At 62.8% G+C, this 25948-nt stretch carries 23 protein-coding genes; 14 read left to right on the forward strand and 9 right to left on the reverse strand.

The genetic code is table 11. The features are described 5' to 3' along the window. Nucleotides 1–34: 34 nt before the first annotated feature. The 6 genes from OHD58_RS09255 to OHD58_RS09280 form a co-directional block, all read right to left on the reverse strand. On the reverse strand, nucleotides 35–700 hold the full coding sequence (locus OHD58_RS09255) for a uracil-DNA glycosylase (protein WP_263802927.1): 666 nt from the start codon (nucleotides 698–700) through the stop codon (nucleotides 35–37). Then, nucleotides 700–1281, reverse strand: coding sequence for an NYN domain-containing protein (locus OHD58_RS09260; protein ID WP_263802928.1), 582 nt, complete (start codon nucleotides 1279–1281; stop codon nucleotides 700–702). The genes OHD58_RS09255 and OHD58_RS09260 overlap by 1 nt, the downstream gene beginning before the upstream one ends. Nucleotides 1282–1481: 200 nt before the next feature. Further along, complete coding sequence (locus OHD58_RS09265) at nucleotides 1482–2375, reverse strand: carbohydrate ABC transporter permease (protein ID WP_263802929.1); 894 nt, start codon at nucleotides 2373–2375, stop codon at nucleotides 1482–1484. A gap of 1 nt (nucleotide 2376) precedes the next feature. Then, a complete protein-coding gene (locus OHD58_RS09270; protein WP_412177200.1) occupies nucleotides 2377–3264 on the reverse strand; it encodes a carbohydrate ABC transporter permease in 888 nt (295 codons plus the stop codon). Between the two features lie 244 nt (nucleotides 3265–3508). Next, the gene (locus tag OHD58_RS09275) at nucleotides 3509–4834 is read right to left on the reverse strand and encodes an ABC transporter substrate-binding protein (protein ID WP_263802931.1); all 1326 of its coding nucleotides are present in this window, start codon (nucleotides 4832–4834) and stop codon (nucleotides 3509–3511) included. 48 nt (nucleotides 4835–4882) lie between these two features. Then, entirely contained in the window at nucleotides 4883–5953 is a 1071-nt protein-coding gene (locus OHD58_RS09280) for an ABC transporter ATP-binding protein (RefSeq protein WP_263802932.1), read from the reverse strand. A gap of 232 nt (nucleotides 5954–6185) precedes the next feature. Between OHD58_RS09280 and rpoZ the strand changes: the two genes are divergently transcribed. From rpoZ to OHD58_RS09330, 10 genes are all read left to right on the forward strand, one after another. Continuing rightward, nucleotides 6186–6587, forward strand: a complete 402-nt coding sequence (rpoZ, locus tag OHD58_RS09285) for a DNA-directed RNA polymerase subunit omega (RefSeq protein ID WP_263802933.1) — start codon at nucleotides 6186–6188, stop codon at nucleotides 6585–6587. Nucleotides 6588–6698: 111 nt separating this feature from the next. Continuing rightward, a complete protein-coding gene (locus OHD58_RS09290; protein ID WP_263802934.1) occupies nucleotides 6699–8951 on the forward strand; it encodes a RelA/SpoT family protein in 2253 nt (750 codons plus the stop codon). Nucleotides 8952–9114: 163 nt separating this feature from the next. Next, on the forward strand, nucleotides 9115–9708 hold the full coding sequence (locus OHD58_RS09295) for a DUF2062 domain-containing protein (protein ID WP_263802935.1): 594 nt from the start codon (nucleotides 9115–9117) through the stop codon (nucleotides 9706–9708). Then, the gene (gene acpS, locus OHD58_RS09300) at nucleotides 9705–10106 is read left to right on the forward strand and encodes a holo-ACP synthase (RefSeq protein WP_263802936.1); all 402 of its coding nucleotides are present in this window, start codon (nucleotides 9705–9707) and stop codon (nucleotides 10104–10106) included. The genes OHD58_RS09295 and acpS overlap by 4 nt, the downstream gene beginning before the upstream one ends. Before the next feature lie 100 nt (nucleotides 10107–10206). Next, entirely contained in the window at nucleotides 10207–10965 is a 759-nt protein-coding gene (gene lepB / locus OHD58_RS09305) for a signal peptidase I (protein WP_263802937.1), read from the forward strand. Between the two features lie 15 nt (nucleotides 10966–10980). Further along, a complete protein-coding gene (gene rnc / locus OHD58_RS09310) occupies nucleotides 10981–11703 on the forward strand; it encodes a ribonuclease III (RefSeq protein WP_263802938.1) in 723 nt (240 codons plus the stop codon). After that, complete coding sequence (era, locus tag OHD58_RS09315) at nucleotides 11700–12617, forward strand: GTPase Era (RefSeq protein WP_263802939.1); 918 nt, start codon at nucleotides 11700–11702, stop codon at nucleotides 12615–12617. The genes rnc and era overlap by 4 nt, the downstream gene beginning before the upstream one ends. A gap of 198 nt (nucleotides 12618–12815) precedes the next feature. Continuing rightward, the gene (locus tag OHD58_RS09320) at nucleotides 12816–13907 is read left to right on the forward strand and encodes a helix-turn-helix transcriptional regulator (protein ID WP_263802940.1); all 1092 of its coding nucleotides are present in this window, start codon (nucleotides 12816–12818) and stop codon (nucleotides 13905–13907) included. A gap of 156 nt (nucleotides 13908–14063) precedes the next feature. Then, the gene (gene recO, locus OHD58_RS09325; protein WP_263802941.1) at nucleotides 14064–14825 is read left to right on the forward strand and encodes a DNA repair protein RecO; all 762 of its coding nucleotides are present in this window, start codon (nucleotides 14064–14066) and stop codon (nucleotides 14823–14825) included. Nucleotides 14826–14911: 86 nt separating this feature from the next. After that, nucleotides 14912–17653 carry a DUF2339 domain-containing protein gene (locus OHD58_RS09330; protein ID WP_263802942.1) on the forward strand — a complete coding sequence of 914 codons (2742 nt, stop codon included), beginning with the start codon at nucleotides 14912–14914 and terminating at the stop codon, nucleotides 17651–17653. Between the two features lie 2 nt (nucleotides 17654–17655). On the opposite strand, the gene OHD58_RS09335 is transcribed toward OHD58_RS09330, so the two are convergent. Next, a complete protein-coding gene (locus tag OHD58_RS09335) occupies nucleotides 17656–18894 on the reverse strand; it encodes an MFS transporter (RefSeq protein WP_263802943.1) in 1239 nt (412 codons plus the stop codon). Nucleotides 18895–19158: 264 nt separating this feature from the next. Between OHD58_RS09335 and OHD58_RS09340 the strand changes: the two genes are divergently transcribed. From OHD58_RS09340 to OHD58_RS09355, 4 genes are all read left to right on the forward strand, one after another. Beyond that, nucleotides 19159–19677, forward strand: coding sequence for a sigma-70 family RNA polymerase sigma factor (locus tag OHD58_RS09340; RefSeq protein WP_263802944.1), 519 nt, complete (start codon nucleotides 19159–19161; stop codon nucleotides 19675–19677). After that, entirely contained in the window at nucleotides 19674–20468 is a 795-nt protein-coding gene (locus OHD58_RS09345) for an anti-sigma factor family protein (protein WP_263802945.1), read from the forward strand. The genes OHD58_RS09340 and OHD58_RS09345 overlap by 4 nt, the downstream gene beginning before the upstream one ends. A 174-nt stretch (nucleotides 20469–20642) precedes the next feature. Next, nucleotides 20643–21128 (forward strand): GNAT family N-acetyltransferase, encoded by a 486-nt coding sequence (locus tag OHD58_RS09350; protein ID WP_263802946.1) that lies wholly within the window; start codon nucleotides 20643–20645, stop codon nucleotides 21126–21128. Between the two features lie 138 nt (nucleotides 21129–21266). Next, nucleotides 21267–22721, forward strand: a complete 1455-nt coding sequence (locus OHD58_RS09355) for a RimK family protein (RefSeq protein ID WP_263802947.1) — start codon at nucleotides 21267–21269, stop codon at nucleotides 22719–22721. A gap of 7 nt (nucleotides 22722–22728) precedes the next feature. On the opposite strand, the gene OHD58_RS09360 is transcribed toward OHD58_RS09355, so the two are convergent. Both OHD58_RS09360 and OHD58_RS09365 read right to left on the reverse strand, forming a co-directional pair. Next, nucleotides 22729–23640 carry a hypothetical protein gene (locus OHD58_RS09360; protein WP_263802948.1) on the reverse strand — a complete coding sequence of 304 codons (912 nt, stop codon included), beginning with the start codon at nucleotides 23638–23640 and terminating at the stop codon, nucleotides 22729–22731. A 115-nt stretch (nucleotides 23641–23755) separates the two neighbouring features. Further along, a complete protein-coding gene (locus tag OHD58_RS09365) occupies nucleotides 23756–25915 on the reverse strand; it encodes a putative bifunctional diguanylate cyclase/phosphodiesterase (RefSeq protein ID WP_263802949.1) in 2160 nt (719 codons plus the stop codon). Between the last annotated feature and the right edge of the window lie 33 nt (nucleotides 25916–25948).

A 25948-nucleotide genomic window follows, 5' to 3' on the forward strand; every position in this document is an offset into this window, starting at 1 on the left:
GGCGGGCCGTCGGTCCGCCCTAAATTCCGCTGCGCTATTTGTGCAGAAATTTTGCTACATCGCTGAAAACGCTGACAAACATCTCTTCCGTCAGTACACCCGTATTGGTGTTGTAGCGCGAGCAGTGGTAGCTGGAGAACAGCGTGATGCCGCCGGCCTGATGACGGCCGCCATGCTTGAACGGCATCGCGGCGACGCGACCGCCGAGCGCCCGCACCGTCGTCTGGTGGGCGATGCCGCCAAGCGTCAGAACAGCCTCGAGGTTTGGGAAACGCTCGATCGTCGGCTTCAGGAAGCCGCGGCAGGTGTTGATCTCGGCGCCGACCGGCTTGTTCTCGGGCGGCACGCAGCGCACCGCGTTGGTGATGGCGGTGCCGACCAGTTCCAGTCCGTCGTCCGGCCGCGCCTTGAATTCGCCGCGGGCGAAGCCGAAACGGATCAGCGTCGAATAGAGCAGGTCGCCGGCGTAGTCGCCGGTGAAGGGGCGCCCCGTGCGGTTGGCGCCGCGCAGGCCGGGCGCCAGCCCGATGATGAGAAAGCGCACGGCCTCGTCGCCTTCGGGCGGCAGGAACGTCGGCACGGGAGCGTTGAACCATTCCGGTTCGCGCTGCCGCCACTGCGCGATGAAATCATGCAGCCGGGGACACAGCGGACAGTCGCGCGACGGCTCCGCGAGCAGCGCCAGATTTTGTGCCGACATCAATAATCGTCGTCTTCGGCATCGGCCGGTTCGGGTCGCCGGGCAGGGCGGTCGGACGGATCACGGCCAACCTCGTTCTTCAGCGTCGTCAGGTCGATGAAGTGATCGGCCTGGCGGCGCAAATCGTCGGAAATCATCGGCGGCTGCGATGCCATGGTCGACACAACGCTGACCTTGCGGCCGCGCCGCTGCAGCGCTTCGACCAGCGTGCGGAAATCACCGTCGCCGGAAAAGATCACATAGTGGTCGACGACATCGGCAAGCTCCAGCGCATCGACGGTCAGTTCGATGTCCATGTTGCCCTTGATCTTGCGGCGGCCGGTCGAGTCGGTGAATTCCTTGGCCGGCTTGGTCACCACCTTGAAGCCGTTGTAGTCGAGCCAGTCGATCAGCGGCCTGATCGACGAATACTCCTGATCCTCGATCAGTGCGGTATAATAGTAGGCGCGCAGCAGGTAGCCGCGCTTCTGGAAACTCGACAAAAGCTTGCGGTAGTCGATGTCGAAGCCGAGCGCGCGCGATGCGGCGTAGAGATTGGCGCCATCGATGAACAGGGCGATTTTTTCGCGGGGATCGAACATGCCGGAAAATCCTTGCGTCAATAAACGATCATAAAAATGCGTCTTGGCGGTTACGTGGCGCAAATCGCCGCTTGCCTATCCGGAAATAACGCGCGGCCAAGGTCATTCCAAGAGGCTTGGCCGGCAAAGCAAGAAAATGTGATTGTCGGAAACGAGCGGAGCCAGGCTGAATGCAAGTCCAGCCTCGGTGTTCGCCGGTTCTATTCCTTCACAGCACCCGTCATCGAAGAAACATAGTGCTCGACAAAAAAGGAATAGAGGATGACCACCGGCAGCGAGCCGATCAGCGCTCCCGCCATCAGCGCACCCCATTCGTAGACATCCGAGCGCACCAACTCGGTGAGCACGCCGACCGGCACGGTCTTGTTCTCCGACGACTGGATGAAGGTCAGCGCATAGATGAACTCGTTCCAGGACAGCGTGAAGGCGAAGATGCCGGCCGAGATCAGTCCCGGCACCGACAGCGGCAGGATGATCTTGGTCAGGATCTGCCAGCGGCTGGCGCCGTCGATCAGCGCGCATTCCTCAAGTTCGAACGGGATGGAGCGGAAGTAGCCCATCAACAGCCAGGTGCAGAACGGCACCAGGAAGGTGGGGTAGGTCAGGATCAGCGCGAATGACGTGTCGTAGAGGCCGAGATTGAACACCATCAGCGACAGCGGGATGAACAGGATCGACGGCGGCACCAGATAGGCGAGGAAAATTCCGAGGCCGACCTGCCGTGAGCCAGAAAAGCGCAGCCGTTCGATCGCGTAGGCGGCAAACACCGAGGCCAGCAGCGACAGGAAGGTCGCGGCCGTCGATATGATGACGGTGTTGAGCAGCCAGCCGGGATAGGAGGTCTGGAACAACAGGTACTTGATGTGCTCGAGCGTCGGACTGACCACCCAGAACGGACTGTAGTCGTTGAAGTTGGTCATCTGCTCGTTCGGCTTCACGGCGGTGATCGCCATCCAGTAGAACGGAAAGAGCAGCACGATGACGAAGATCAGCAGCGGCAGGTAGATCGTGACGACGCGGCGCGGCACGCTCTGCAGGTAGCCCATGCCGCCTTCGTCGCCGACGGCGTGTTTGCGGACTTCGGTCACGGTCATCTCAGTCGCCTCCGCCCTGCTGCCATTTGCGCCGCTGCAGGCCGAAATAGGAAAACAGGATCGCCGCCAGCAGGAACGGGATCATGGCGACCGCGATCGCCGCGCCCTCGCCAAGCTGGCCGCCGGAGATGCCGCGCTGGAAGGAGAGCGTTGCCATCAGGTGCGTCGCGTTGACGGGACCGCCGCGCGTCAAGACGTAGATCAGCTGGAAATCGGTAAAGGTGAACAGCACCGAGAATGTCATCGTGATGGCGATGATCGGCGTCAGCAGCGGCAGCGTGACATAGCGGAACAGTTGCCATTTGCCGGCGCCATCGAGAGTGGCCGCCTCGTAGAGCGACTGGGGAATGGTCTGCAACCCGGCGAGCAGGGTGATGGCGACAAAGGGAATGCCGCGCCAGACATTCGCGGCGATGACCGAAGCGCGGGCGTTCGTCGGATCGCCGAGGAAATTGATGCGGTGGTCGATGATGCCGAGTTCGATGAGCGCCCAGGAAATGATGGAGAACTGCGAATCGTAGATCCACCAGAAGGCGATCGCCGACAGCACGGTGGGCACCACCCAGGGCAGCAGAACCACGGCGCGGAAGAACGACTTGAACGGCAGGTTTTCGTTGAGCAGCAGCGCCAGCCACAGGCCGAGCATGAATTTCAGGATCGACGCGGTGACGGTGTAGAGCAGCGTGTTGAAGACCGAGAGCCAGAAGATCGAATCGTCCCAGAGATATTCGTAGTTCTCAAGGCCGATGAAGATGCCCGGTCGGCCGACGCGGGTATCGGTGAAGCCGAGCCACACCCCCAAGCCCAGCGGATAAGTCAGGAACACCAGCAGAAGCGCTGCCGCCGGCAGCATGAAACCGAAGCTCAGGAAGCCACGGCTCTCGGCCATGCGAGAGAGGAGCGAGGATCGCGGTGCTGTGACTGTTTCAGTAGCCATGTCTGGTCCGGCGTTTCCATTTGAACCGCGCCGACGATTGGTGAAACCGGCGGCGACAGTGTCTCTCTCCCCGTTCACGGGGAGAGAGGTCCGGCAGGACAGTGAGGGGCGACGCAAACGTTGGAAGTCAAGCGCCGCCCCTCATCCGTCAGTTCGTGACACCTTCTCCCTGCAAGCGGGGAGAAGGAAGAAGGAGCTACACCCGGTAATACCGGTTCGCCCGCTTGTCGGCTTCTTCCATCGCCTCCTGCGGCGTCGCCTGTCCGGTGACCGCCTTGGCGAACATGTCGACCAGCACGTAGTCGGCCATGGTAGCGGCGGACGCGTAGCCGAGCGGGCCGGCATAGCCGTTCGGGCGAAGTGTCTCCGACGCCCGAGCATAGGCGGCGTTGTTCGGGTCCGCCGTCCAGATCGGATTGTTGGCGAAGCCCTTCAGCGGCTGGCAACAGTATCCCGCCGATTTCTCGATCCAGTCGTTCATCTGTTCCTGCTCGAACATGAATTGCAGATAGGCCTTCGCCGCATTGGGATACGGCGAGTAGTTGAAGATGACGGCGGTGGTGGTCTGGTGCAGTTCGACCGACTGTCCGACCGGCCCGATCGGCAGGTTGGTGGTGCGGATGTCCTTGGCGATCTCGGCCAGCTTCGGATCGTTGTCCTTGTTGATCTTGGCGGTGTTGTAGGCGGAGATGCCGTTCGCGATGACACCGAGTTCCCCGGCCAGGAAGGCGCGGTTGTTGTTGACGTCGAGCCAGCTCTCGGTGCCCGGGATGAAGGTCTTGTAGAGCTCCTGCGCGTATTCGATGGCCTTCAGCGTCTCGGGGCTGTTGATGACCACCTTGCCGCTTTCGTCGACCATCTTGCCGCCATGGCTCCACAGCAGCCAGTGCGCGTAATTGTTGCCGTCACCGACACCGTGACCGTGGGTGAAGCCGGCGGGATGGCCGATCTTCTGCATTGCCTTGCAAAGCTCGAGGAAGCCCGCGGTGTCCTTCGGGAATTCGGAGAAGCCGGCTTCCTTGACCCAGCTGTCGCGGTAGACGATGGCATTGCCGATGGCCGCCAGCGGCAGGCCGATGAACTTTCCGTCGCGGGTCGCATAACCCTTGCCGCCTTCGTACCAGCCGCCATATTTGCCGCCGAGATAATCGGCGAGGTCGGTGACGTCGAGCAACTTGTCGGGATACTGATGCGCGTCGTCGAACCACACCCACATGATATCGGGACCGGAGCCGACATTGGCGGCAACGGCAGCCTTCGGGCGGATATCCTCCCAGCTTTCCTTGTCGATGCGAACCTGGACACCGGTGGCTTCGGTGAAGCGCTTTGTGTTCTCCAGCCACTGGTCCTCGTCACCTTGCACGAAGGGCGACCAGCGCAGCACGCGCAGTGTGGCGCCGTCCTCGGGCGTGAACTTCGGCGCATCCTGGGCGAAGGCGGGGGCGCCGATCAGCCGGCTTCCGATGGCGCCGGCAGCCACTCCGGCCGTCGTGCGGATCACGTCGCGTCTTGTGAATTTCATGCCATTTCCTCCTGTCCAGTTTGTTTGTTCGTTACGTTCTTCCCAGCATTAACTTCCCAGTCGCTTGCCCGTCTCCCCGTGAAAGAGATGGACAAGGCGCGGCTCGACCGACAGGCGGATCGTCTCGCCCGGTTCAAACGCATGCCGTTCGCGGAAATTGGCGACGATATCGTCGCCGCCTTGTGTGCGCCCGATGATCTGGATTTCCGATCCGGTGGGCTCGACCACCGTGACTGTGACCTCGAAACCCTTTTCAGAGAGTGTTAGATGCTCGGGCCGGATGCCGAGCACCACCGGCGCGCCCTTGGCGGCGCCCGCCACGTCCTTCAGCGGAATAGAGACGCCCCCGGCGCCGATGAAAGCGGGTGCGCCATCGCCGCCGATCTCGCCGCGCAGTTGGTTCATCGCCGGAGAGCCGATGAAGGAGGCGACAAACAGATTGCCCGGCCGGTCGTAGAGGTCGAGCGGCTTGCCGATCTGTTCGACGATGCCGTCATGCATCACCACGATCTTGTCGGCCATGGTCATGGCTTCGATCTGGTCGTGGGTGACGTAGATGGTCGTGGTCTTCAGCCGCTGGTGCAGTTCCTTGATCTCGGCGCGCATCTGGACGCGCAGCTTGGCGTCGAGGTTGGACAGCGGCTCGTCGAAGAGAAAAACCTGCGGGTCGCGCACGATGGCGCGGCCCATGGCCACGCGCTGGCGCTGGCCGCCGGAGAGCTGGCGCGGATAGCGCGAAAGAAGCGGCGTGAGGCCGAGGATTTCGGCGGCACGCTGGACCCTCGCCTCGCTCTCGGCCTTGGGTGCGTTCTTCAACTTCAGGGAAAACGCCATGTTCTCCGCGACGGTCATGTGCGGATAGAGCGCGTAGTTCTGGAACACCATGGCGATGTCGCGCTCCTTGGGCGCGACCTTGTTCACCACCCGCTCGCCGATGGCGATTTCGCCGCGCGAGATGCCCTCGAGGCCTGCGATCATCCTGAGCAGGGTGGATTTTCCGCATCCGGACGGCCCGACCAGCGTTACGAACTCGCCGTCGACGATGTCGATGCTCACGCCATGGAGAATCTCGACGGATCCGAAGGATTTATAGACATCGCGAATCCCGACGGACGCCATCGATTTCCTCCCGAATGGGTATGTGTATGACGCCCTTCGAGGGAAATGCGCCGGCAAATTGCGCGGTTGCCGGCTCCTCCCGCCATCACGCACGAAATTGGTAGCGCTACCAGAACCAAGTGTAAAGCCCGCATCCGGCATCCCGGCGGAACGCTTAACTCTTGAATTTCGTGCCCATCCGGTGTAAGGCCCGGCCAGTTTCCCGACATCCAATGTTTTGAAAGGGGCATCCATGGCCCGCGTAACCGTTGAAGATTGCATCGACAAGGTCGACAATCGCTTTGAACTCGTGCTGCTGGCCGGCCATCGCGCACGCCAGATCTCGCAGGGCGCGATGATCACCATCGACCGCGACAACGACAAGAATCCCGTGGTGGCGCTGCGCGAGATCGCCGACGAGACGCTCTCGCCGGGCGACCTCAAGGAAGATCTGATCCACTCGCTGCAGAAGCATGTCGAAGTCGACGAACCGGAAGCCGACGCGCAGGAAATCGCCGACCAGACCGACACGACGACCGTTTCGGCCGACGCCGATGGCGAAGAGGACAACATCACCTTCGACCGGATGACCGAGGAAGACCTGCTCGCCGGCATCGAAGGTCTTGTTCCGCCAGAGAAAAGCGACGATTACTAAGCATGTGAAGTGCCGCTGCCACTTCCGTGGCGGCACTTTCGTGGCTATCTATGACATGCGCCGCTCAGCCGATGCGGCGCATGTTTCATTTGGATCTGCCGGAACCCGCCCATGATGCGTCAATATGAGCTTGTCGAGCGCGTCCAGCGCTACAAGCCTGACGTCAACGAGGCGCTGCTCAACAAGGCCTATGTCTACGCGATGCAGAAGCACGGCCATCAGCGGCGTGCTTCGGGCGATCCGTATTTTTCGCATCCGCTCGAAGTGGCGGCGATCCTCACCGACATGCATATGGACGAGGCGACGATCGCGGTCGCGCTCCTGCACGATACAATCGAGGATACCACAGCCACCCGCCAGGAAATCGACGAGTTGTTCGGGGCGGACCTCGGCAAGCTGGTCGAGGGCCTGACCAAGCTGAAGAAGCTCGACCTCGTCTCCAAGAAGGCCGAGCAGGCGGAAAACCTGCGCAAGCTTTTGCTGGCGATTTCCGAAGATGTCCGCGTGCTCTTGGTCAAGCTCGCCGACAGGCTGCACAACATGCGCACGCTCGACCATGTGCCGGAGGCCAAGCGGCTGCGCATCGCCGAAGAGACGATGGATATCTATGCGCCGCTGGCCGGCCGCATGGGCATGCAGGGTATGCGCGAGGAACTCGAGGAACTCGCGTTCCGCTACATCAACCCGGAAGCCTATCGCACGGTTACGGCACGCCTTGCCGACACCTTCGAGCGCAACCGGGGCGTCATCGGTGAAATCGAGCAGTCACTCTCGGAACTCTTCGCCAAATACAAGCTGAATGCCGTGGTGAAGAGCCGCCAGAAGAAGCCCTGGTCGGTATTCCGCAAGATGGAGGCGAAGGCGCTCTCCTTCGAGCAGCTTTCCGACATTTTCGGCTTCCGCGTCGTCGTCGATACGCTCGAGGACTGCTATCGCGCACTCGGCGCCATCCACACGACCTGGTCGATGGTTCCCGGCCGCTTCAAGGACTACATCTCGACGCCGAAGCAGAATGACTACCGGTCGATCCACACCACCATCGTCGGGCCGTCGCGCCAGCGCATCGAATTGCAGATACGCACGCGCGAGATGAACAAGGTCGCCGAATACGGCGTTGCCGCGCACACCATCTACAAGGACACAGGCGGCAAGACGAACGGCGCCGCGCACACGATTTCCAAGGACACCAACGCCTATGCCTGGCTGCGGCGAACCATCGAGGCGCTTGCCGAAGGCGACAATCCCGAGGATTTTCTCGAAAACACCAAATTGGAATTGTTCCAGGACCAGGTCTTCTGCTTCACGCCGAAGGGCCGGCTGATCGCGCTGCCGCGCGGCGCCACGCCGATCGACTTCGCCTATGCCGTGCACACCGACGTCGGCGACACCTGCGTCGGGGCCAAGGTCAACGGCCGCATCATGCCGCTGATGACCGAACTGAAGAATGGCGACGAGGTCGAGATCATCACGTCGAAGGCGCAGGTTCCGCCCGCCGCCTGGGAATCGGTTGTGGTCACCGGCAAGGCGCGCTCGGCAATCAGGCGGGCGACGAAGAACGCCATTCGCAAGCAATATTCGGGTCTCGGCATCCGCATCCTGGAGCGGACGTTCGAGCGCGGCGGCAAGACCTTTTCCAAGGAAAGTCTGAAGCCGGTGCTGCATCGGCTGGCCCGCAAGGACATCGAGGACGTATTGGCCTCCGTGGGGCGCGGCGAACTAGCGTCGACCGATGTCATGAAGGCGGTCTATCCCGACTTCAAGGACGAACGCATCACCCAGGCACCGAAGGCACGCGAGGAGGGCTGGTTCAATCTGCGCAACGCCGCCGGCATGCTGTTCCAGCTTCCCGGTCGCTCCTCTTCGCGCAAGTCCAGAAAGGAAGCCAAGGAGGCGGCCAAGGAACAGCAGCGCGACGGCGCTGTGCCCATCAAGGGCGTGCGCGGCGATCTGCCGGTGCGCTTTGCGCCGGAGGGCGCGGTGCCGGGCGACCGCATCGTCGGCATCATGCAGCCGGGTTCGGGCATCACCATCTATCCGATCCAGTCGCCGTCGCTGACCGCCTTCGACGACCAGCCGGAGCGCTGGATCGACGTGCGCTGGGATATCGACGAGGACACCAAGGAACGCTTTCCGGCGCGGATTTCGGTGACCGCCATCAATGCGCCCGGATCGCTGGCAGATATTGCCCAGGTGGTGGCATCCAACGACGCCAACATCCACACGCTGTCGATGATCCGCACGGCACCGGATTTCACCGAGATGCTGATCGACCTCGAGGTCTGGGACCTGAAACATCTGAACCGGCTGCTGTCGCAACTGAAGGACAATTCGAGCGTCAGCGAGGCGCGGCGCGTGAACGGCTGACAATTTCCGAAACACCGGATTTCCGGTTGAATTGCGAATTCTGGGAAGTTTGATGAAAACAGATGAAGTTTGGCGGTCTTTCGCGAAGCAGGCGGCGGTGAAGCCGGGCAGCCGCAACATATGATGCTTGTCCATCGAACGGGTTAATCGCTAGAGTCCCAGAATGCTGTTCAGACGCAGGATCCCCGAAAATATCTGGCAGCGTGTCCGCACCTATCTGTGGCCGCGCCGCTCGTTTTCGCGCTCGTTCCGGTATTTCTCGAAACGTGTCTTGCGCCTGAAGGCGACACCGCATGCGGTGGCCGCCGGCGTCGCCGCGGGCGTGTTCGCTTCCTTCTTCCCGCTCGGCTTCCATTTCATCATCGCGGCTATCGTTTCGTGGCTGATCGCCGGGAACCTAGTTGCCGCGGTGCTCGGCACCGCACTCGGCAACCCGCTTACCTTTCCGCTGCTGTGGGGCGCTTCCTGGGAAACCGGCAAGCTGATCCTGCACGAACAATTGCCCGATCGGGGTCCGCCGGCCGGCCTCGGCACGATGCTGCACGACCTCTCGTTCGCGCAGTTGTGGGGGCCTATCCTGAAGCCGATGACAATCGGCGCCATACCGCTCGGGCTGGTCTTCGGTGTCGCCTTCTACGCCGTCACCCGCTTTGCCATGAGCGCCTTCCGCGAGCAGCGGCGCAGGCGCATGGCTGAAAGATCCGGCCGCCGGGCCGCTCCGCCACCAGCCGGAACCCTCGGCTCGACCGCTCCATGATCATCGGCATCGGCAGCGACCTCATCGACATAAGGCGGATCGAGAAGTCGCTGGAACGCCACGGCGAGCGCTTCGTCGCCCGGATCTACACCGACATCGAAAAGGCCCGCTCGGAGCGGCGCAGGGGGCGTGCCGCATCCTATGCGAAACGCTTCGCCGCCAAGGAAGCGTGCTCCAAGGCGCTGGGCAGCGGCATTTCCGACGGCGTCTACTGGCGCGACATGGGCGTGGTGAACCTGCCCTCAGGCAAGCCGACCATGCATCTGACCGGCGGCGCGGCGGCGAAACTCGAAAGGCTGCTGCCGGCCGGTCATCGCGCGGTGATCCATCTGACGATCACCGATGATTTCCCGCTGGCGCAGGCATTCGTCATCATCGAAGCGCTTCCGGTCGAATAACCGCCACAGTCGTGCGTTCTTGGGGCTGCGCGTTCGACCAATTCCGTTGCCCCGCCCGGCGCAACTGGCTAAGAGAACCCGACGCACAATTGAGGACGACATGAGCGTGGCTGAAAAATCCGAAAAGAAATCCGGCGGTCTGGGCGAGACCGTCAGCGTCATCGTTCAGGCCCTGCTCCTGGCTCTCGTCATCCGCACGCTGCTGTTCCAGCCGTTTTCGATTCCGTCCGGTTCGATGCGCCCGACCCTGCTGGAGGGCGACTATCTTTTCGTGACCAAGTGGGCCTACGGCTATTCGCGCCATTCGCTGCCGTTCTCGCCGCCGATATTTTCGGGCCGTATCTGGAATACGCCGCCCGAGCGCGGCGATGTCGCGGTGTTCAAGTTTCCGCCCAATCCGTCGCTGGACTATATCAAGCGCGTAATCGGCCTGCCCGGCGACCGCATCAGGATGGAAAGCGGCCAGCTTTTCATCAATGATCAGCCGGTGGTGCGTGAAAAGGTCGGCCAGATCGACAATCCGGACATTACCGAAGAAAACAAGCCGATCGATGTCTATCGGGAGACCTTGCCCAACGGCGTTTCCTACGACACGCTGGATCTCTATCCGAACAGCATTGCCGACAACACCCGGGAGTTCGTGGTGCCGGAAGGCAATTACTTCATGATGGGCGACAACCGCGACAACTCGACCGACAGCCGTTTTGCGCCGCCGAGCGGCGTCGGTTTCGTGCCGGAGGAGAACCTTGTCGGCCGTGCCAACATCATCTTCTTCTCGATTGCCGACGGCGCCAGCCCGCTCGAGATCTGGCGCTGGGGTTCGGTCCGGCTGTCACGCTTCTTCAACCCGGTCCATTGAGGCCGTTGCGATGCCATGGCGACGCGCAAACTGACGGGTGAGGCGCTGGCTCTAGCGCTGAAAGAGCCGACCGGCCATCTGTTTCGCGACCTTGCAAGGCTGCGCCGGGCACTGACCCATGCCAGTGCCCGCGGCAGCACCGGGGCGGATTATGAGCGGCTGGAATTTCTCGGCGACCGGGTGCTTGGGCTGATTATTGCCGATCTTCTGTTCAACGCTTTTCCCGAGGCGCCGGAGGGTGAGCTTTCGCTGCGGCTGAACGCCCTGGTGAATGCCGAGACACTGGCCGAGATCGCCGACGAGGTCGGTCTGCCGCAGCTCATCCACGCCGGCAGCGAAATCCGTTCCATGGAAGGCCGCAAGCGGGTAAATCTGCGCGCCGACGCGCTGGAATCGCTGATTGCGGCACTTTATCTCGAAGGCGGCGTGGAAACGGCCCGGCAATTCATCCTGCGCTATTGGGAACCGCGTTCGAAGGCGCTGCGGGAAGCGCGCCGCGATCCCAAGACCGAACTGCAGGAATGGGGACACCAGGCGGCTGGCGCGATGCCGGTCTATGCGCTGGAAAGCCGCGAAGGTCCTGACCACGATCCGGTTTTCACCATAAGCGTCAAGGTCGGCGGTTTCGAACCGGCGTCGGGGACGGGTCGTTCCAAACGTGAGGCTGAACAGGCCGCCGCCATGGCCGTGCTGCTGCGCGAGGGCGTCTGGAGCAAGAAAGAAGAGGACGCACGATGAGCGAAACCGAACAGGCCGCGACTCCCACGCGGTCGGGATTTGTCGCCCTGATCGGAGCGCCGAACGCCGGCAAGTCGACGCTGGTCAACCAACTCGTCGGCGCGAAGGTGTCAATCGTCACCCACAAGGTGCAGACGACGCGCGCCATCGTGCGCGGCATTGCCACCCACAACAATGCGCAGATTGTCTTTGTCGACACGCCGGGCATCTTCAAGCCGAAACGCCGGTTGGACACGGCAATGGTGACCACCGCCTGGGGCGGCGCGAAAGATGCCGATATCGTGCTGCTTTTGATCGACGCCGAGCGCGGCATCAAGGGCGATGCCGATGCGATCCTGGAACGCCTCAAGGATGTTCGCCAGCCGATGGTGCTGATTCTGAACAAGGTCGACCGGGTGCCGCCCGAAAGCCTGCTTGAACTGGCAAAGGCGGCAAACGAGCGCGTTGCCTTCCAGCGCACCTTCATGATCTCGGCGCTGACCGGATCGGGCTGCAAGGACCTGCTGGACTATCTCGCCGAAGCGCTGCCGGCCGGTCCCTGGTATTATCCCGAGGACCAGATTTCCGACCTGCCGATGCGCCAGCTCGCCGCCGAGATCACCCGCGAGAAGCTCTATCTCAGGCTGCATCAGGAATTACCGTATTCCTCCCATATCGAGACCGAGAAATGGGAAGAGAAGAAGGACGGCTCGGTGCGCATCGAGCAGGTCATCTATGTCGAGCGCGACAGCCAGAAGAAGATCGTGCTCGGCCACAAGGGCGAGACGATCCGCTCGATCGGCCAGGCTTCGCGTGCCGAAATCGCCGGTATCCTCGAACAGAAGGTGCATCTCTTCCTGTTCGTCAAAGTACGCGAGAACTGGGGCAACGACCCGGAACGCTATCGCGAAATGGGGCTGGAATTCCCAAGCTAGGGGTACGCTCGCTGGCATGAGAGCGTTGTGCTGAAGCCCCGGCTGATGATCGAGCCGCAGGGACGGCGAGTTGTAAGCCGGCGTCTATCCATTTGTAGAATTTGGATATTTTGCCCATGCCATCCGGTTCGACCCGGATTGACATAACATTATCACGCGATAGGTTTCGGTTGAAAGCGTGCGCAGGCAACCGATTGAATGGCCGAAGACCTAGTCGACCGTATCTACGAAGCCGCTTTCGTTCCCGAATTGTGGTCTGATGTCCTCCAGAGGTTGAGCGACCTGTCCAACTCCGCCGCGGGCGGCATCCTTCTGTTCGATGACCGGCTCGAAGCGAAGTTCATTTCGACCGACCTGATCCGTCCCGTCCTCGACGAAATAGCGCTGGAAGGCGGCTTCAAGCACAGCAGGGTCGTCCAGCTTCTGCAGGCGCTGCCACCACCGCCGGCGTTCATCTACGATGCCGACTATTTCCCGAAGGAGGCGCTGGAGAGCAACCGCATGCGGCTCGACCGGGTGTTGCCTCTCGGGATCGGCGGAGAGGTCGGCTCTTTCATTCCGCTGCCCACTGGTGAGGTCCTCCTGTTCGCAATGGAGCGCTGGCTTATCAACGACCGCCCCTCGAAGCAGGATCTCTACCATCTCAATCACATGCGACCGCACCTGGCGCGGGCAGGCCTGATCGGTGCGCGCCTGCGTCTGGAACGCGCGCATGCCACGACGGCGGCGCTCGCTGCGATCGGCCTGCCGGCCGCGGTAATGACAGCTTCAGGACGCGTTCTTGCGACCAACACGCTGCTCGACACGCTCACCTCCACATTCCTGCCGGCGGCGTTCGGCGGGCTGGCGATCACCGACCCCGAGGCGAACAGATTGTTCCAGCAGGCAGTCACCCATCAGAACGGCGGTGATCGCGCGACGGTTCGCTCCATTCCCATATCGCCGAGCCCCGGCCGCGACGCGATGATCCTGCATCTCATCCCGCTTCGCCGCCTGGCGCACGAGCTTTTCTCCGGCGCTGACGTGCTTGTCGCGGCAACGGCCCTGAGACCCAGCAACCTGGTGCCGTCGCCCGACATCCTCACGGGCCTTTTCGACCTCACGCCAGCCGAGGCGCGGTTGGCCGCGGCGTTGACGGCCGGGCACAGCCTGAAGGCCGTGGCGGCCAATTCCAGCATCACGTACAGCACGGCGCGCACCTATCTGGACCGCATCTTCACCAAGACCGGTACCCATCATCAGGCCCAGCTCGTGTCCCTGTTGAAGGGGACCCACCCCATCATTCCATAGGCGTGATGTCGATCGCGGCGATCCATGCCGTCATGCTGGCCGCGTCGCCCGGGAACAGCGGATAGCCTGGTCAACCTTACGCAATGCGGGCTGGCGGGTGCCGGCCGCTCGCGCTTTTTCTTGATTTCCCCACGGAAGCCGTGAAAGGCTTGGCCGATGGAATGGCGCGACGAGGGAATCATTCTCGGCACCCGCAAGCATGGCGAAACCAGCGCCATACTCGAGGTGATGACGCGCGCGCACGGCCGCCATCTGGGACTGGTGCGCGGTGGCCGTTCGCGCAAGCTGCAGCCGGTCCTGCAGGCCGGCAACCGCGTCGAGCTTCTGTGGCGGGCACGGCTCGACGAACATCTGGGCATCTTCCAGGCCGAGCCGCTGGAACTCAACGCGGCCCGGCTCTTCGACAGTGCCGTCGCCGTCTACGGCCTGCAGACGCTCGCCGCGCATCTGCGTCTCCTGCCGGAGCGCGATCCGCATGATCGCCTGTTCGAGACGCTGCTGCTGTTGCTGGACCATCTGGATGACCCGGTCGCCGCCGCCGAACTGGTGGTGCGCTTCGAACTGCTGGTCCTCGACGAACTGGGCTTCGGGCTCGACCTGACCGAATGCGCCGCCACCGGCGTGCGCGACGATCTGGCTTACGTTTCGCCAAAGTCCGGCCGCGCCGTGTCGCGAGCCGCCGGCGCGCCGTGGCGCGACAAGATGCTGGCGCTACCGGAATTCCTGCATCGCGGCGCCGCCATTCGCGCCGCGCCTGCCGACATCGAGGATGCGTTCAGGCTGACTGGGTTCTTCTTCATGCGTCATGTCTACGAACCCCGCGGGCTGGCCGAACCCGAAGCGCGATCGGGTTTCCTCGGCGCGCTTCGCAAGGCGCTCGCGGACAAATCCCCTTTCAACGGAGAGACCGCCGCCTGAGCGAGGGTGTTGATCTTGCCGTAGCCGATCTTGCAGGGCGCTGATTTCGCAGGCACATATTGCTACCGGCTGGATAGGGGACCGCCATGTTCGAAAGTCTGATCGGTCTTGTCGCGATCATCGGGTTGATCGTGGTGGTGGCGCGCCAGCAGAGCAGGCTCGGCCTGATCGAGCGCGAGCTTGGCGCATTGCGCAGCTTTGTGCTGTCCGGCGCCGCAACGTCAGCGTCAGCCGTCGCGAATGCCGAGGCATCCGAGCGCGAAGCCGCGCCGATCGGCGCCACGATGCCCAAGGTGGCGGACACCGGGGATGCCGTTACCGCAGAGCCGGAAGCCGACGAGCGTGTCGAAGTCACGCCGATCGCCGCCGACACGCAGGCGGAGCCGGCGGCGGAAGGCCCGTGGACCCAAAGCGTCGACGCGGCTCCATCCACCGAAGAGAAGCCGGTCCGGAAGCCGGATATCGAGACCGCGCTCGGCACCCGCTGGGCGGTATGGGTCGGTGGGCTGGCGCTTGCGTTGGGCGGCATTTTCCTCGTCCGCTATTCGATCGAGGCCGGCATTTTCGGTCCGGGCGTGAGATTGACCATGGCCGCATTGCTCGGCCTGCTGCTTGCCGGCGGCGGCGAATTCATCCGCCGCACCGGCTTCAAGGTGCCGGTGGAAGGCATGCAGGGTGCCTATGTGCCCGGCATCCTGACCGCGGCCGGCGCCTTCACGCTGTTTGGCACCGTCTACGCCGCGCACGGCATCTATGGCTTCATCGGCCCGGCACCGGCCTTTATCTTCCTGGCGATCATCGGCCTGGCGACAATCGCCGCGTCGCTGGTGCATGGACAGGCACTTGCCGGCCTCGGCCTGCTCGGTTCGTTCCTGACTCCGGTGCTGGTCGCCTCGAATTCGCCGAGCCCGTGGTCACTGTTCGGCTTCCTTGCCGTCATCCTTGCCGCGACCGCGGTTATCGCACGCCAGCGCAACTGGCCGCTGCTGATGGCGGCGGCTTTCGCGGGCACGGGGCTCTGGTGCCTGACCTACATGATCGCCGCGCCGCTCGCCGACCTGAAGGCCGTCGCGTTCATCAATGCAGTCACGCTCGCCGTGCTGACATTCGTCTGGCTGCGCGGCGATGCGGCCCGCACCGACGCGGCGGGGGTTTGGGCAGGTGTCGACAAACCGTCGATCGTGCCGGCCGTGCTGATCGGTATCGCAGCGCTCGGCCTCGGCGTCGATCCGCTGATGTCGGCCGCCGGAGGAACCTGGCTGTCGGCGATACTGCTGATCGCGCTGGTGCTGGTTGCCGTCTATCGTTACGGCGCCATCCCGTTACTTTATGCTTCCGGTATCGCCACCATCCTCATCTACATCCAGTCGGCCTTCGGTGGAGATTTCGATGTTGACCTGCTGGGCGGCGAGGTCTCGATCGATGGGATGTCGGTTTCCGCCGCTTCGGTGAATTTCGTGCCGTTGGGCATCGCCATCGGCGCCGTGTTCCTTGCCGCCGGCCTGTGGATGGCACGGAAGTTCGTGGCCGGTAGCCGCTACCGGGCCGGTTCGTGGGCCGGCTGGGCGGCACTCGTGTCCTTGGTGATCCTCGCCGCCACCTGGCTCGCGTTCGGCAACATCGACCGTGATTTCGGCTATGCCTTTGCCGGGCTGGTGGTGACGCTCCTGCTCGTGGCGGGCGGTGAATGGGTGGCGCGTGCCGAAAATCCGCCGCTGAAAGGCGATCTCGCCGTTTCCTTGCTGCTGGTGGGCTCTGGCCTCGCGCTGATGCTGACAGTCCTGATGGCATTCGGCGCCGGCATGACGACGATTCTGATCGGACTGGCCGCCGTACTGCCGGCACTGGCGACGCGTTATCGCAGCTATCCGATCCTCGGTTGGATGAGTGTCGGCGCGGCTGCGGCGACACTTTCGCGTGTGATTTTCGATCCGACCATCGTCGGCTGGGAGTTCCTGCAGACAACGCCGGTGTTCAACTGGCTGCTGCCCGGATACGGCATTCCGGCGCTCGCCTTCGGCTTCGCCGCCTGGCAGCTTGCGCGCACCACCAATGGCCGGCCGCGGCTGGTCATGGAGGCGGTGGCGGCGCTGTTTTGCCTGCTCAGTGTCGCGATGCTGGTGCGCCACGCGATGAATGGCGGCGTCATCGACGATGGCGCGCCGACGCTTGCCGAGCAGGCTATCTACACTTTGATCGCCATCGGCGGCAGCGCCATCCTGATCGCGCTCGATGCACGTTCGCCGAGCCCGGTGTTCCGCTACGGATCGATCGGTATTGGCGTCCTGTCGGTTGCTTTCATCGCCCTGCAGCATTTCGTGGTGCTAAACCCGCTGTTCACCAACGAATCGACCGGCACCATCGTCTTCTTCAACCTGTTGCTGCTGGCCTATCTGTTGCCCGGAGCGGCAATGGCCGGACTGGCGTTCTATGCACGCGGCAAGCGGCCGGACTGGTACGTCGCGCTGCTGGCGACGGTGGCCGCCGTGCTCGCCTTCGTGTATGCGACGCTGTCGGTGCGGCGGCTCTTCCACGACGAGTTCATCGGACTGTGGAAGGGCATGGACCAGGTCGAGACCTATTCCTATTCGGCGCTGTGGCTGGCGATGGGCGTGCTGCTGCTGGTCGCCGGGCTGAAACTGAATTCGCGGGTGGTGCGCATCGCTTCGGCGGCGCTGGTCGTCGTCGCCGTGGCGAAAGTCTTCCTGTTCGACATGTCCGAGCTGGAGGGCGTCCTGCGCGCGCTGTCGTTCATCGGCCTCGGCGCGGTGCTGATTGGCATCGGCCTGTTCTACCAGCGCATGCTGACGGCGGCGGCTGCCAAATAAGCCTATTCGGCAGGCGCCAGCGCCGGGCGTTCGACGGGCCGCTCGGCGATCGGCCAATGCACCACGGCGGCAAACAGGCCGAGCGCGACGCCGAGCCACCAGACGCCGTCATAGGAGCCGAACTGGTCGTAGAGATAGCCGCCGAGCCAGACGCCGAGGAACGAGCCGATCTGGTGCGACAGGAAGACGACGCCGCCGAGCATGCCGAGATGCCGGGTGCCGAACATGATGGCGACCAGCGAATTGGTCGGCGGCACCGTCGAAAGCCAGAGCAGACCCATGGCGATGGCGAACAGGATGACAGTGGTCGGCGTCTGCGGGAACAGCAGGAACGCCGTGATGACAATCGAGCGGCCGATATAGATCCATGCCAGGAAGATCGGCTTCGAATAGCGCTGGCCGATGACACCCGATGCCAGCGAGCCGATGATGTTGAAGAATCCGACCAGCGCCAGCGCAATCACCGCGTAGCGGGCGTCGATGCCGATATCGCCGATATAGGCCGGGAAATGCGCGGTGATGAAGGCCACCTGAAAGCCGCAGACGAAAAAGCCTGAGGTGAGGAGCAGGAAGCTCTGGTGGCCGAGGGCTTCGCGCAGCGCCTGGCCGACGGATTGGTCGACCTCGGCCCGCGAGACCGTGCCTGACTTGGAGTTGCCGGCGAGCGGTATGGCAAGCAGCGGGATGACCAGCATCGCAACTGCCATGATGATCAGCGAGTCCGACCAGCCATAGGCGGTAATCAGCCCCTGGCTGATCGGTGCGAAGATGAACATGCCTGCCGATCCCGCCGCGGTGCCGATGCCGAAGACGAAGCTGCGCCGCTCCGCCGGCACATGGCGGGCGAAAGCGGCAAGCACGATGCCGAAGCCGCCGGCGGCGACACCGAGGCCGACCAGCACGCCGCCGCCGATATGCAGCATGGTCGGCGTCGTCGCGGTGGCCATCAGGAATAGCCCGAGGGCATAGATGACGCCGGCGAGCGCCAGCACACGCCATGTCCCGTAGCGGTCGGCGATGGCGCCGAAGAACGGCAATCCGAGGCCCCAGAACAGGTTCTGGATGGCCATGGCCAAGCCGAACGTGGTGCGGTCCCAGCCTTTTTCGGCGAGCATAGGCAGTTGGAAGAAACCCATGGCGGAGCGCGGACCGAACGTCAGGGCCGCGATCAGGCAGCCGCAGATGATGATCAGCCAGGGCAGGCTGGAGGCAGGCCGGGCGGTTGCCGAAGCGTCGGACATGAGGGGCTCTCCGTGTAACTACACAATTCTTATCGTATCGCCGCCGCCATTCAAATGAATTGCTTGTATCAGTCGCTTCAATTCCGTTGATGCAGCCGCGGGAATAAATTCCCCTCCGGCAGCGTTGTGGATTATGCAGGCGCTGGTGGAATGCCAAGGGCGAACCGCCGGAGCCTCGACCGTTTTCCGCTGCTTGTGCGGCAGTGAAATCGGGAGTTCAATCGAGCGGGCGTGACAATCGGGCAGGAGACGCCGGCAGAACCAATGGACGAGAAGAAGACGGCCATTCTCGCGGAAATTCCCCGGCTGCGCCGCTATGCGCGCGCCCTGCTGCGCGACAAGGATGCCGCCGACGATCTTGTCCAGGACAGTCTGGAGCGCGCCCTGACCCGGCTGGACAACTGGCGTACCGGCGAAAACCCCCGCCGCTGGCTGTTTACGATCATGCATCATTTGTTTGTCGACCAGATGAGGAAGGTGAGCCGGCGTGGCGGCAACGCGACGGTGCCGGTCGAGGCGGCCGAAAATTTGCCCTCGGCTGCAACGCAGCAGGACAGCTTTGCCGTGCGCGACATCCTCGACGCGCTCGAAGCAATCAGCCCTGAACGCCGCGCCGCCATCATGATGGTCGCGGTGGAGGGTTTTTCCTACGCCGAAGCGGCGAACATCCTCGGGATACCAGCCGGCACGCTGATGTCGCGCATTGCCCGCGGGCGTGAGGAATTGCGCGGCCTGCTGGACGATGCCGCCCGGCGGCGGACATTCAGGATCGTTGAGAGATGACGCAGCGCGAATATACGATCCGCGACATCCACCTGGCGCTCGACGGCGAGATGCCGGCAGAGGAACGCGCCGACTTCGAGGCCTGGCTGGAGGCCAATCCCGAAATGAAGGCGAAGAATGCCCGTTTTACCGACGATGCCAGGCGCCTGCGCGAGGTTTTCGCCGGGGTTCTCAAGGAGCCGGCCCCCGAGCGGTTGACGGAAATGGTGACGGAGGGGCCGCCGAGGATTGCAAGATCGTGGCTCGCGGGCAGGCAGTCGGCAGTCGCGGCGGCGGTGATTTTTGCGGCGGGTATTGCCGGAGGATACTTCGCCGGGTCGAGCGGCTTGCGAATGCAGGCCGAAGCCGAAAATGAGCTCGCCGAAAAGGCGATCGGCGCCTATGTGACCTACGCCGTCGATCGGGGTCACACCGTCGAGGTGGGCGGAACCGACAAGCCCTATCTGGAGGGATGGTTGTCGAAACGCACGGGCCTGAAGCTGGTCGCGCCCGATCTGGCGAACGAAGGCTTCGAATTGCTCGGCGGTCGCCTGCTGCCCGGCGCGGAAAGCCCGGCGGCCCTGCTGGTTTACAAGGATCAGGCAGGCAACCAGATTTCCATCTATATGGTCGCCGAGGGCGAGAAGAAGACACGCGGCACCTACACGGAAAAGGCCGGCGGCCCGACCGCCATATACTGGCTGGACAAGGATTATGGCTGCGCCATCGTCGGCTCCTTGCCGCAGGAGCGGCTGACCGAGGTCGCGAAAAGCGCTTGGAAACAACTGGTCGCCGCCGGCGCTGCAAGCTGACACCCACGCCAGCATCGGTTAAACTTGCGGGACTGCTTCCAGCTTGCATCGGCAGTCACAATTCGGCCCAAATCTAGGAGCGAAAGCGATTTCGATGCTGGCCGTGACGGGCCGGGCATCCTGCTCTAGCGACACTGGACTTTCCTCCTTCGAATTCGAGGTTTTGTGGTCCGAATGCCCGCCGACATCCGCCCGGCCCGCGTGTCAGACATCGACGCTCTCGTGGCGATCGAAAACGCGGTTTTTGTTGCCGACCGCATCTCACGGAAATCGTTCCGCCATCTTGCCGGGGCAACTACCGCGGCCGTGCTTATTGCCGACGCCGCCGGCAGGGTTGTCGGTTATTGCGTTGTCCTCTTCAGGAAGGGAAACCTTGCGGCGCGGCTCTATTCGATCGCGGTCGCCCCGGGGGGTGGTCCGGGACAGGGCAGGGCGCTGCTGGCTGCGGCCGAGCGCGTCGCCCAGGGCAGAGGTTGCACGGCGTTGCGCCTCGAGGTGCGGGACGACAATGATCGCGCCCGCACCCTTTACGAGAAAAATGGCTATCGGCGCATCGGCGAGGTGCCGGGCTACTACGCCGATGGCGCCACGGCGCTCCGCTACGAAAAATCGCTTGTGGACGAAGACAAGCCGGCCCTGCGGGAACTCCGGCGTGCTTGAGGCGTTCGGCGGAAAGATGTGTTCTGGTGCGGGGCTCGACGCCGGCGCCCGACTCGTTTCCTATCGCCGTTTCCACGCTCTAGCGCGATCCCACTCTTGCCGCTTCGCGCAAAAATTCTCGGGAAAGCATTCGACACGATGACCTGGGTCATTCTTACCGGACGGCAGAACGACATCGATCAGTTCGCGACGCCGCACAAGATCATCACCAACCGCGATTACCTGGCGCATCCGGCACTGTTTCGCGGACAGCGGCCGAAGGTCATCAACCTGTCGAACAACTACGGCTACCAGTCGCGCGGCTACTACGCTTCGCTGCTCGCCAGTTCGCGCGGCCACAAGGTCATTCCGACGGTCGAGACGATGATCGATCTCTCCGAGCGCAAGCTCTACGAGCACGCCCTGCCGGAACTCGAGCTGACGCTCAACAAATGCCGCAAGGACCTTGGCGGTTCGTTTCCGCAGAAGGTCGCGATCTTCTTCGGCATCGGACCTTCCAAGGCATGGGACCGCTTTGCCAAGCTTCTGTTCGACTGGTTTCGCGCGCCCGCACTGGAGGTGAGCATCACCGACAACGCCGAATGGGCGTCGATCCGCAAGATCGGCTTTCTGCCGCTCGCCCGCATGAGCGACGACGAGGACAAGCGGTTTCTCGAATGCCTGGAGATCTATACCAACCGCGAATGGCGCGACACCAAGGCGCGCACGCCGGCGCGCTATACCTTCGCCACGCTCATCGACCCGCATGAGGAACTGCCGCCGTCGGAAGTCCAGTCGCTGCGCCACTGGGCGAAGATCGCCGAAAAGATGGGCGTCGAGGTCGAGCCGATCACCCGCAAGGACCTGGCCAAGCTCGCCAACTACGATGCACTGTTCATCCGTGAGACGACCTCGATCTCGAACCACACCTACCGCTTCGCGCGGCGCGCCCAGCAGGAGGGCATGCCGGTCATCGACGATCCGCTGTCGATGATCCGCTGCACCAACAAGGTCTATCTCAACGAACTGATGGCCTACAACAAGGTGCCGGTGCCGCCTACGGTGATGATCGCGGGTCCCGCCGACCTCGATGTCGCGGCACAGACGCTCGGTTTTCCGCTGGTGCTGAAGATTCCCGACAGCGCCTTTTCGCGCGGCGTCAAGAAGGCATCGAATATCCAGGAATTGAAGACGCTGGCGACACAGTGGCTGGAGGATTCCGATCTCCTGATCGCCCAAAAATTCATCCCGACGGACTACGACTGGCGCATCGGCGTGCTGGGCGGCCAGCCGCTGTTTGCCGTTCATTACCTGATGGCCAAGAAGCATTGGCAGATCGTCAACCACAAGGCCAACGGCAAGCCCGATCAGGGCGGCATCAAGACCTTCACGCTCAAGGAAGCGCCCTCGCATGTCGTGGAGACTGCGGTGCGTGCGGCGCGCTGCATCGGCGACGGTCTCTATGGCGTCGATATCAAGGAAACGCCGGATGGCGTCTACGTCATCGAGGTCAACGACAATCCCAACCTCGACCACGGCTGGGAGGATTCCGGCGAAAAGGACGAGGTCTGGGTCAGGCTCACCCAGTGGTTCCTGGAGCGGCTGGATAGGTAGCGTCCCGCTATCTCGTCATGATGCCGTCGCGGACTTTGGCGAGTTGGGCGAGGGCGGCTGCGTCGCCGACCGGATATTGGCAGATCATGACGAGGCCTCGACCGCCGATCACCTTGAACCAGGTAACGCCGGCGACCGGCTTCGATGCCTTGGTTCTGCGCTCATAACGGATTTCCGCGACGTCGCCAGTTTGGGTCTTGAGGACCGTGCTGCCCAGGATTTTTGCGTCGGGATATTCCTGACGCAGCCGGGCCTCCATCGGGGCGAGGTCGGTTTGCATATCGAGCGCCGTGCCGGCAGGGATCTCCATCGTCATCAGGTTGGCGAATGCCTGGCTGGTGGCTTCGTCCGGGTCATCCGAGGGACCGTCGGTGAGTTGCAGCATGACGCCGACGGCATAGAACGCCACCCGCATTCCGGCCATGTCGCCGATCTTGAAGGGCAGTGATTCAAGCCTGGCCTCGATCGGTTTTGGCCGTTCCACCGCGGTCAGCACCGCCTCGCGGAGTGTTGCCACCGAAATCTGGGATGCCGCCGCGTCCGGCAGCATGGCAATGATGGCGCCGTTGGAGTCTTCGCCCTCGACCATTAGTGCGACCGAAAGCGCCCGTTGTGCATGGACATAAACGATGGCCAGCACGGCATGTCGCCCGTCGACCGTGATTTCCGCCACTTCGTCGACACGCATTTGCCCCGCCTGTTCGGGCGGAATGTCGAATTCGGCTTTGGACACCGCGCGTTTGGGAGAGTCCTGAACCATCAGCAGCGCGCCGGCGGGATGACGGAAGACCGCCATCGGTTCGGTCACCACCGTAAAGCCAGCCGGCGGAACGACCGCCCAGACGGCGCCGGGCAAGGTAACCGGCTCAGCGGCGTCTGCGGGGCTGGCCGCCAGCAATGCGAATAAGAGAAAAAGCAACCGAGACAAATTCAACGCAGAAATACGCATGCTCGCCCCCGCAATGCCATAGATGATTGAAACATCCTGAAGATGAAGTATGCGATAGAAAAAGTTTTTCTGCCAGCGTTCCGATTCAGCCGAAGCGCCTGCTCTGCGAAATCTGCTTGAGAGCCTGTCGTAGATCGGCGTTGTTCATGGGTAGACCCACGAGATGACCTTGCGCCTCGACGCAGCCTTCCTTTCGAAGGATATCGAGTTGTGTTTCGGTTTCCACGCCTTCGGCCGTGACTGTAATGCCAAGTTGTGCGCCGAGCCCGAGGATCGCCCGCACGATGGCGGCGGTGTCCCGCTGGTCGATATCGCTGACGAATGAGTGGTCGATCTTGATCTTGTCGACGGGGAAACGCCTGAGATAACCGAGCGACGAATATCCGGTGCCGAAATCATCCAGCGCGATACGCACGCCGAGATCGCGCAACTGGCGCAGCGTCGTCACGACGACGTCGCTCTCGTCCATGAGTACGGTTTCGGTGATCTCCAGTTCCAGGCGATTTGCCGGAAGGCGGGAGTGGGCGAGCGCCGAGACGACCGTGCGCGGGAAGGTTCCGCTCCTGATCTGGACGGCTGAAACATTGACGGCGACGCGCAGATGCGCCGGCCAGCCGGCAGCAGTCATGCAGGCTTTGCGCAATGCCCATTCGCCGAGCGGCACGATCAGTTTGGTCTCTTCTGCAACGGAGATGAAGACATCCGGCGGTATCTGGCCCCGTTCCGGAGAATTCCAGCGCAGCAGCGCTTCGAAGCAAACGATCTCGCCTGCAGCGATGTCGAGGATAGGTTGGAAATGCAGCGCGAATTCGCGGCGGGCGAGAGCCCTGCGCAAATCTGCTTCCAGCGCGCGTCGCTCCCGGACGCGGGCGTCCATGCCCGGCTCAAAGAAACGGTAAATGTTGCGGCCTTCGTGTTTTGCCCGGTAGAGCGCCATGTCGGCATTCTTCAGCAGCGTATCGACATCCTCGCCGTCGAGGGACGACAGGGCGATGCCGATGCTGATCCCGACCCGCATCTCGCAACTGTCGTTTTTGTATGGTTTGCTGACAGCATCGACGATGCGTCTTGCGAGCCGCTCCGCGTCCGCCGGGGTGTTGAGGCCGAGTTGCAGGATGGCGAACTCATCGCCACCGAAACGCGCCACGACATCCGTTTCGCCGCGAAGGCAGCGTAGCAGCCTCTCCGCGACGCTCTTGAGCAGCCAGTCACCGGCCGGATGCCCCCAGGTGTCGTTGATCGCCTTGAAGCGGTCGAGGTCGAGCGACAGGATCGCAAACGAACCGCCGGCGGGCTGCGCGGCGGCGATGGCGTGATCGAGTTTTTCCCGGAACACCGAGCGGTTTGGCAGGTTGGTCAGCGGGTCATGGTGCGCCAGGTGGATCATGCGCTCCTCGACGCGACGCCGTTCGGTGACATCGTCGAAGGTAGCAACCCAGCCGCCGCCGCTCATCGGCCGGTGGTTGATCTCGAATGTGCGGCCGTCGGTGAGGTGGCGCTGCAAGGCGACCATCAATCCGGTTTGCAGCCGGGCTTCGGCAGCGGGAATATCGATATCGCCGTCGATATCCCGATAAAGACCGAGCTCGACCAGACGATCGAAGACTTGCCGGTGGGTCATGCCGAGCGACACGTCGGTGGCCGAAATGCCGTAGAGTTCGAGGAAGCGTTCGTTGCGTACGATGAGCCGCTTGTCGGCGTCATACATCAGCAAACCCTGAGACATGTTGGCAAGCGCGGCGTCGAAGCGGCGATGCTGTTCGCGCAAGTCGGTTTCGGCGCGGCGCTGCTCGGTGATGTCCTCGTAGATCGACACCCACCCGCCGACACCCAGCGGCCGATGCGAGATGTTGATGATGCGCCCGTCGGCAAGGATTTCCTCGTAGTTGGACGGCTGCGCCCTGGCAATGAACGGCTTGCGGATCGCGTAAAGTTCCTCGGCAGTATGCGAGGCAATGCCGACCTCGACGCTGTGCCGCAGAATGTCGATGAAGGCGATGCCCGGTTTCATTACAGCGGGCGAGAGACGGAAAATATCGATGTAGTGACCGTTGCAGATGATCATGCGCTCTTCGGCGTCGAACATGCACAGGCCGTGCGACATGTTCTCCACCGCCGCGGAGAAGCGGTCGTTCTGCGAAAGCGGTTCGCCGTGTCGGTGCGCGACAGGCCAGTCTTCCGGGGCAACGTCGATTTCGACAACGGAACCGGCAGACGAATAGGCGTCGAAATCCGCAGTGGCCATGAATTGGTCCAGACAGACTATCGCAGAGAGGCC

This window comes from Mesorhizobium sp. ZC-5 (assembly GCF_025753855.1).
Taxonomy (GTDB): domain Bacteria; phylum Pseudomonadota; class Alphaproteobacteria; order Rhizobiales; family Rhizobiaceae; genus Neomesorhizobium.

Excerpts from the sequence above, each read along its gene's own strand:
- OHD58_RS09350 (WP_263802946.1), top strand. The coding sequence starts at position 20,643 with ATGCCCGCCGACATCCGCCCGGCCCGCGTGTCAGACATCGACGCTCTC.
- OHD58_RS09365 (WP_263802949.1), bottom strand. The coding sequence starts at position 25,915 with ATGGCCACTGCGGATTTCGACGCCTATTCGTCTGCCGGTTCCGTTGTC.
- OHD58_RS09320 (WP_263802940.1), top strand. The coding sequence starts at position 12,816 with ATGGCCGAAGACCTAGTCGACCGTATCTACGAAGCCGCTTTCGTTCCC.
- lepB (WP_263802937.1), top strand. The coding sequence starts at position 10,207 with ATGAGCGTGGCTGAAAAATCCGAAAAGAAATCCGGCGGTCTGGGCGAG.
- OHD58_RS09330 (WP_263802942.1), top strand. The coding sequence starts at position 14,912 with ATGTTCGAAAGTCTGATCGGTCTTGTCGCGATCATCGGGTTGATCGTG.
- OHD58_RS09270 (WP_412177200.1), bottom strand. The coding sequence starts at position 3,264 with ATGGCCGAGAGCCGTGGCTTCCTGAGCTTCGGTTTCATGCTGCCGGCG.
- OHD58_RS09295 (WP_263802935.1), top strand. The coding sequence starts at position 9,115 with ATGCTGTTCAGACGCAGGATCCCCGAAAATATCTGGCAGCGTGTCCGC.
- rnc (WP_263802938.1), top strand. The coding sequence starts at position 10,981 with ATGGCGACGCGCAAACTGACGGGTGAGGCGCTGGCTCTAGCGCTGAAA.
- OHD58_RS09280 (WP_263802932.1), bottom strand. The coding sequence starts at position 5,953 with ATGGCGTCCGTCGGGATTCGCGATGTCTATAAATCCTTCGGATCCGTC.
- OHD58_RS09290 (WP_263802934.1), top strand. The coding sequence starts at position 6,699 with ATGATGCGTCAATATGAGCTTGTCGAGCGCGTCCAGCGCTACAAGCCT.
- era (WP_263802939.1), top strand. The coding sequence starts at position 11,700 with ATGAGCGAAACCGAACAGGCCGCGACTCCCACGCGGTCGGGATTTGTC.
- OHD58_RS09260 (WP_263802928.1), bottom strand. The coding sequence starts at position 1,281 with ATGTTCGATCCCCGCGAAAAAATCGCCCTGTTCATCGATGGCGCCAAT.
- OHD58_RS09255 (WP_263802927.1), bottom strand. The coding sequence starts at position 700 with ATGTCGGCACAAAATCTGGCGCTGCTCGCGGAGCCGTCGCGCGACTGT.
- OHD58_RS09345 (WP_263802945.1), top strand. The coding sequence starts at position 19,674 with ATGACGCAGCGCGAATATACGATCCGCGACATCCACCTGGCGCTCGAC.
- OHD58_RS09275 (WP_263802931.1), bottom strand. The coding sequence starts at position 4,834 with ATGAAATTCACAAGACGCGACGTGATCCGCACGACGGCCGGAGTGGCT.
- OHD58_RS09265 (WP_263802929.1), bottom strand. The coding sequence starts at position 2,375 with ATGACCGTGACCGAAGTCCGCAAACACGCCGTCGGCGACGAAGGCGGC.
- OHD58_RS09340 (WP_263802944.1), top strand. The coding sequence starts at position 19,159 with ATGGACGAGAAGAAGACGGCCATTCTCGCGGAAATTCCCCGGCTGCGC.
- rpoZ (WP_263802933.1), top strand. The coding sequence starts at position 6,186 with ATGGCCCGCGTAACCGTTGAAGATTGCATCGACAAGGTCGACAATCGC.
- OHD58_RS09335 (WP_263802943.1), bottom strand. The coding sequence starts at position 18,894 with ATGTCCGACGCTTCGGCAACCGCCCGGCCTGCCTCCAGCCTGCCCTGG.
- OHD58_RS09355 (WP_263802947.1), top strand. The coding sequence starts at position 21,267 with ATGACCTGGGTCATTCTTACCGGACGGCAGAACGACATCGATCAGTTC.
- acpS (WP_263802936.1), top strand. The coding sequence starts at position 9,705 with ATGATCATCGGCATCGGCAGCGACCTCATCGACATAAGGCGGATCGAG.
- recO (WP_263802941.1), top strand. The coding sequence starts at position 14,064 with ATGGAATGGCGCGACGAGGGAATCATTCTCGGCACCCGCAAGCATGGC.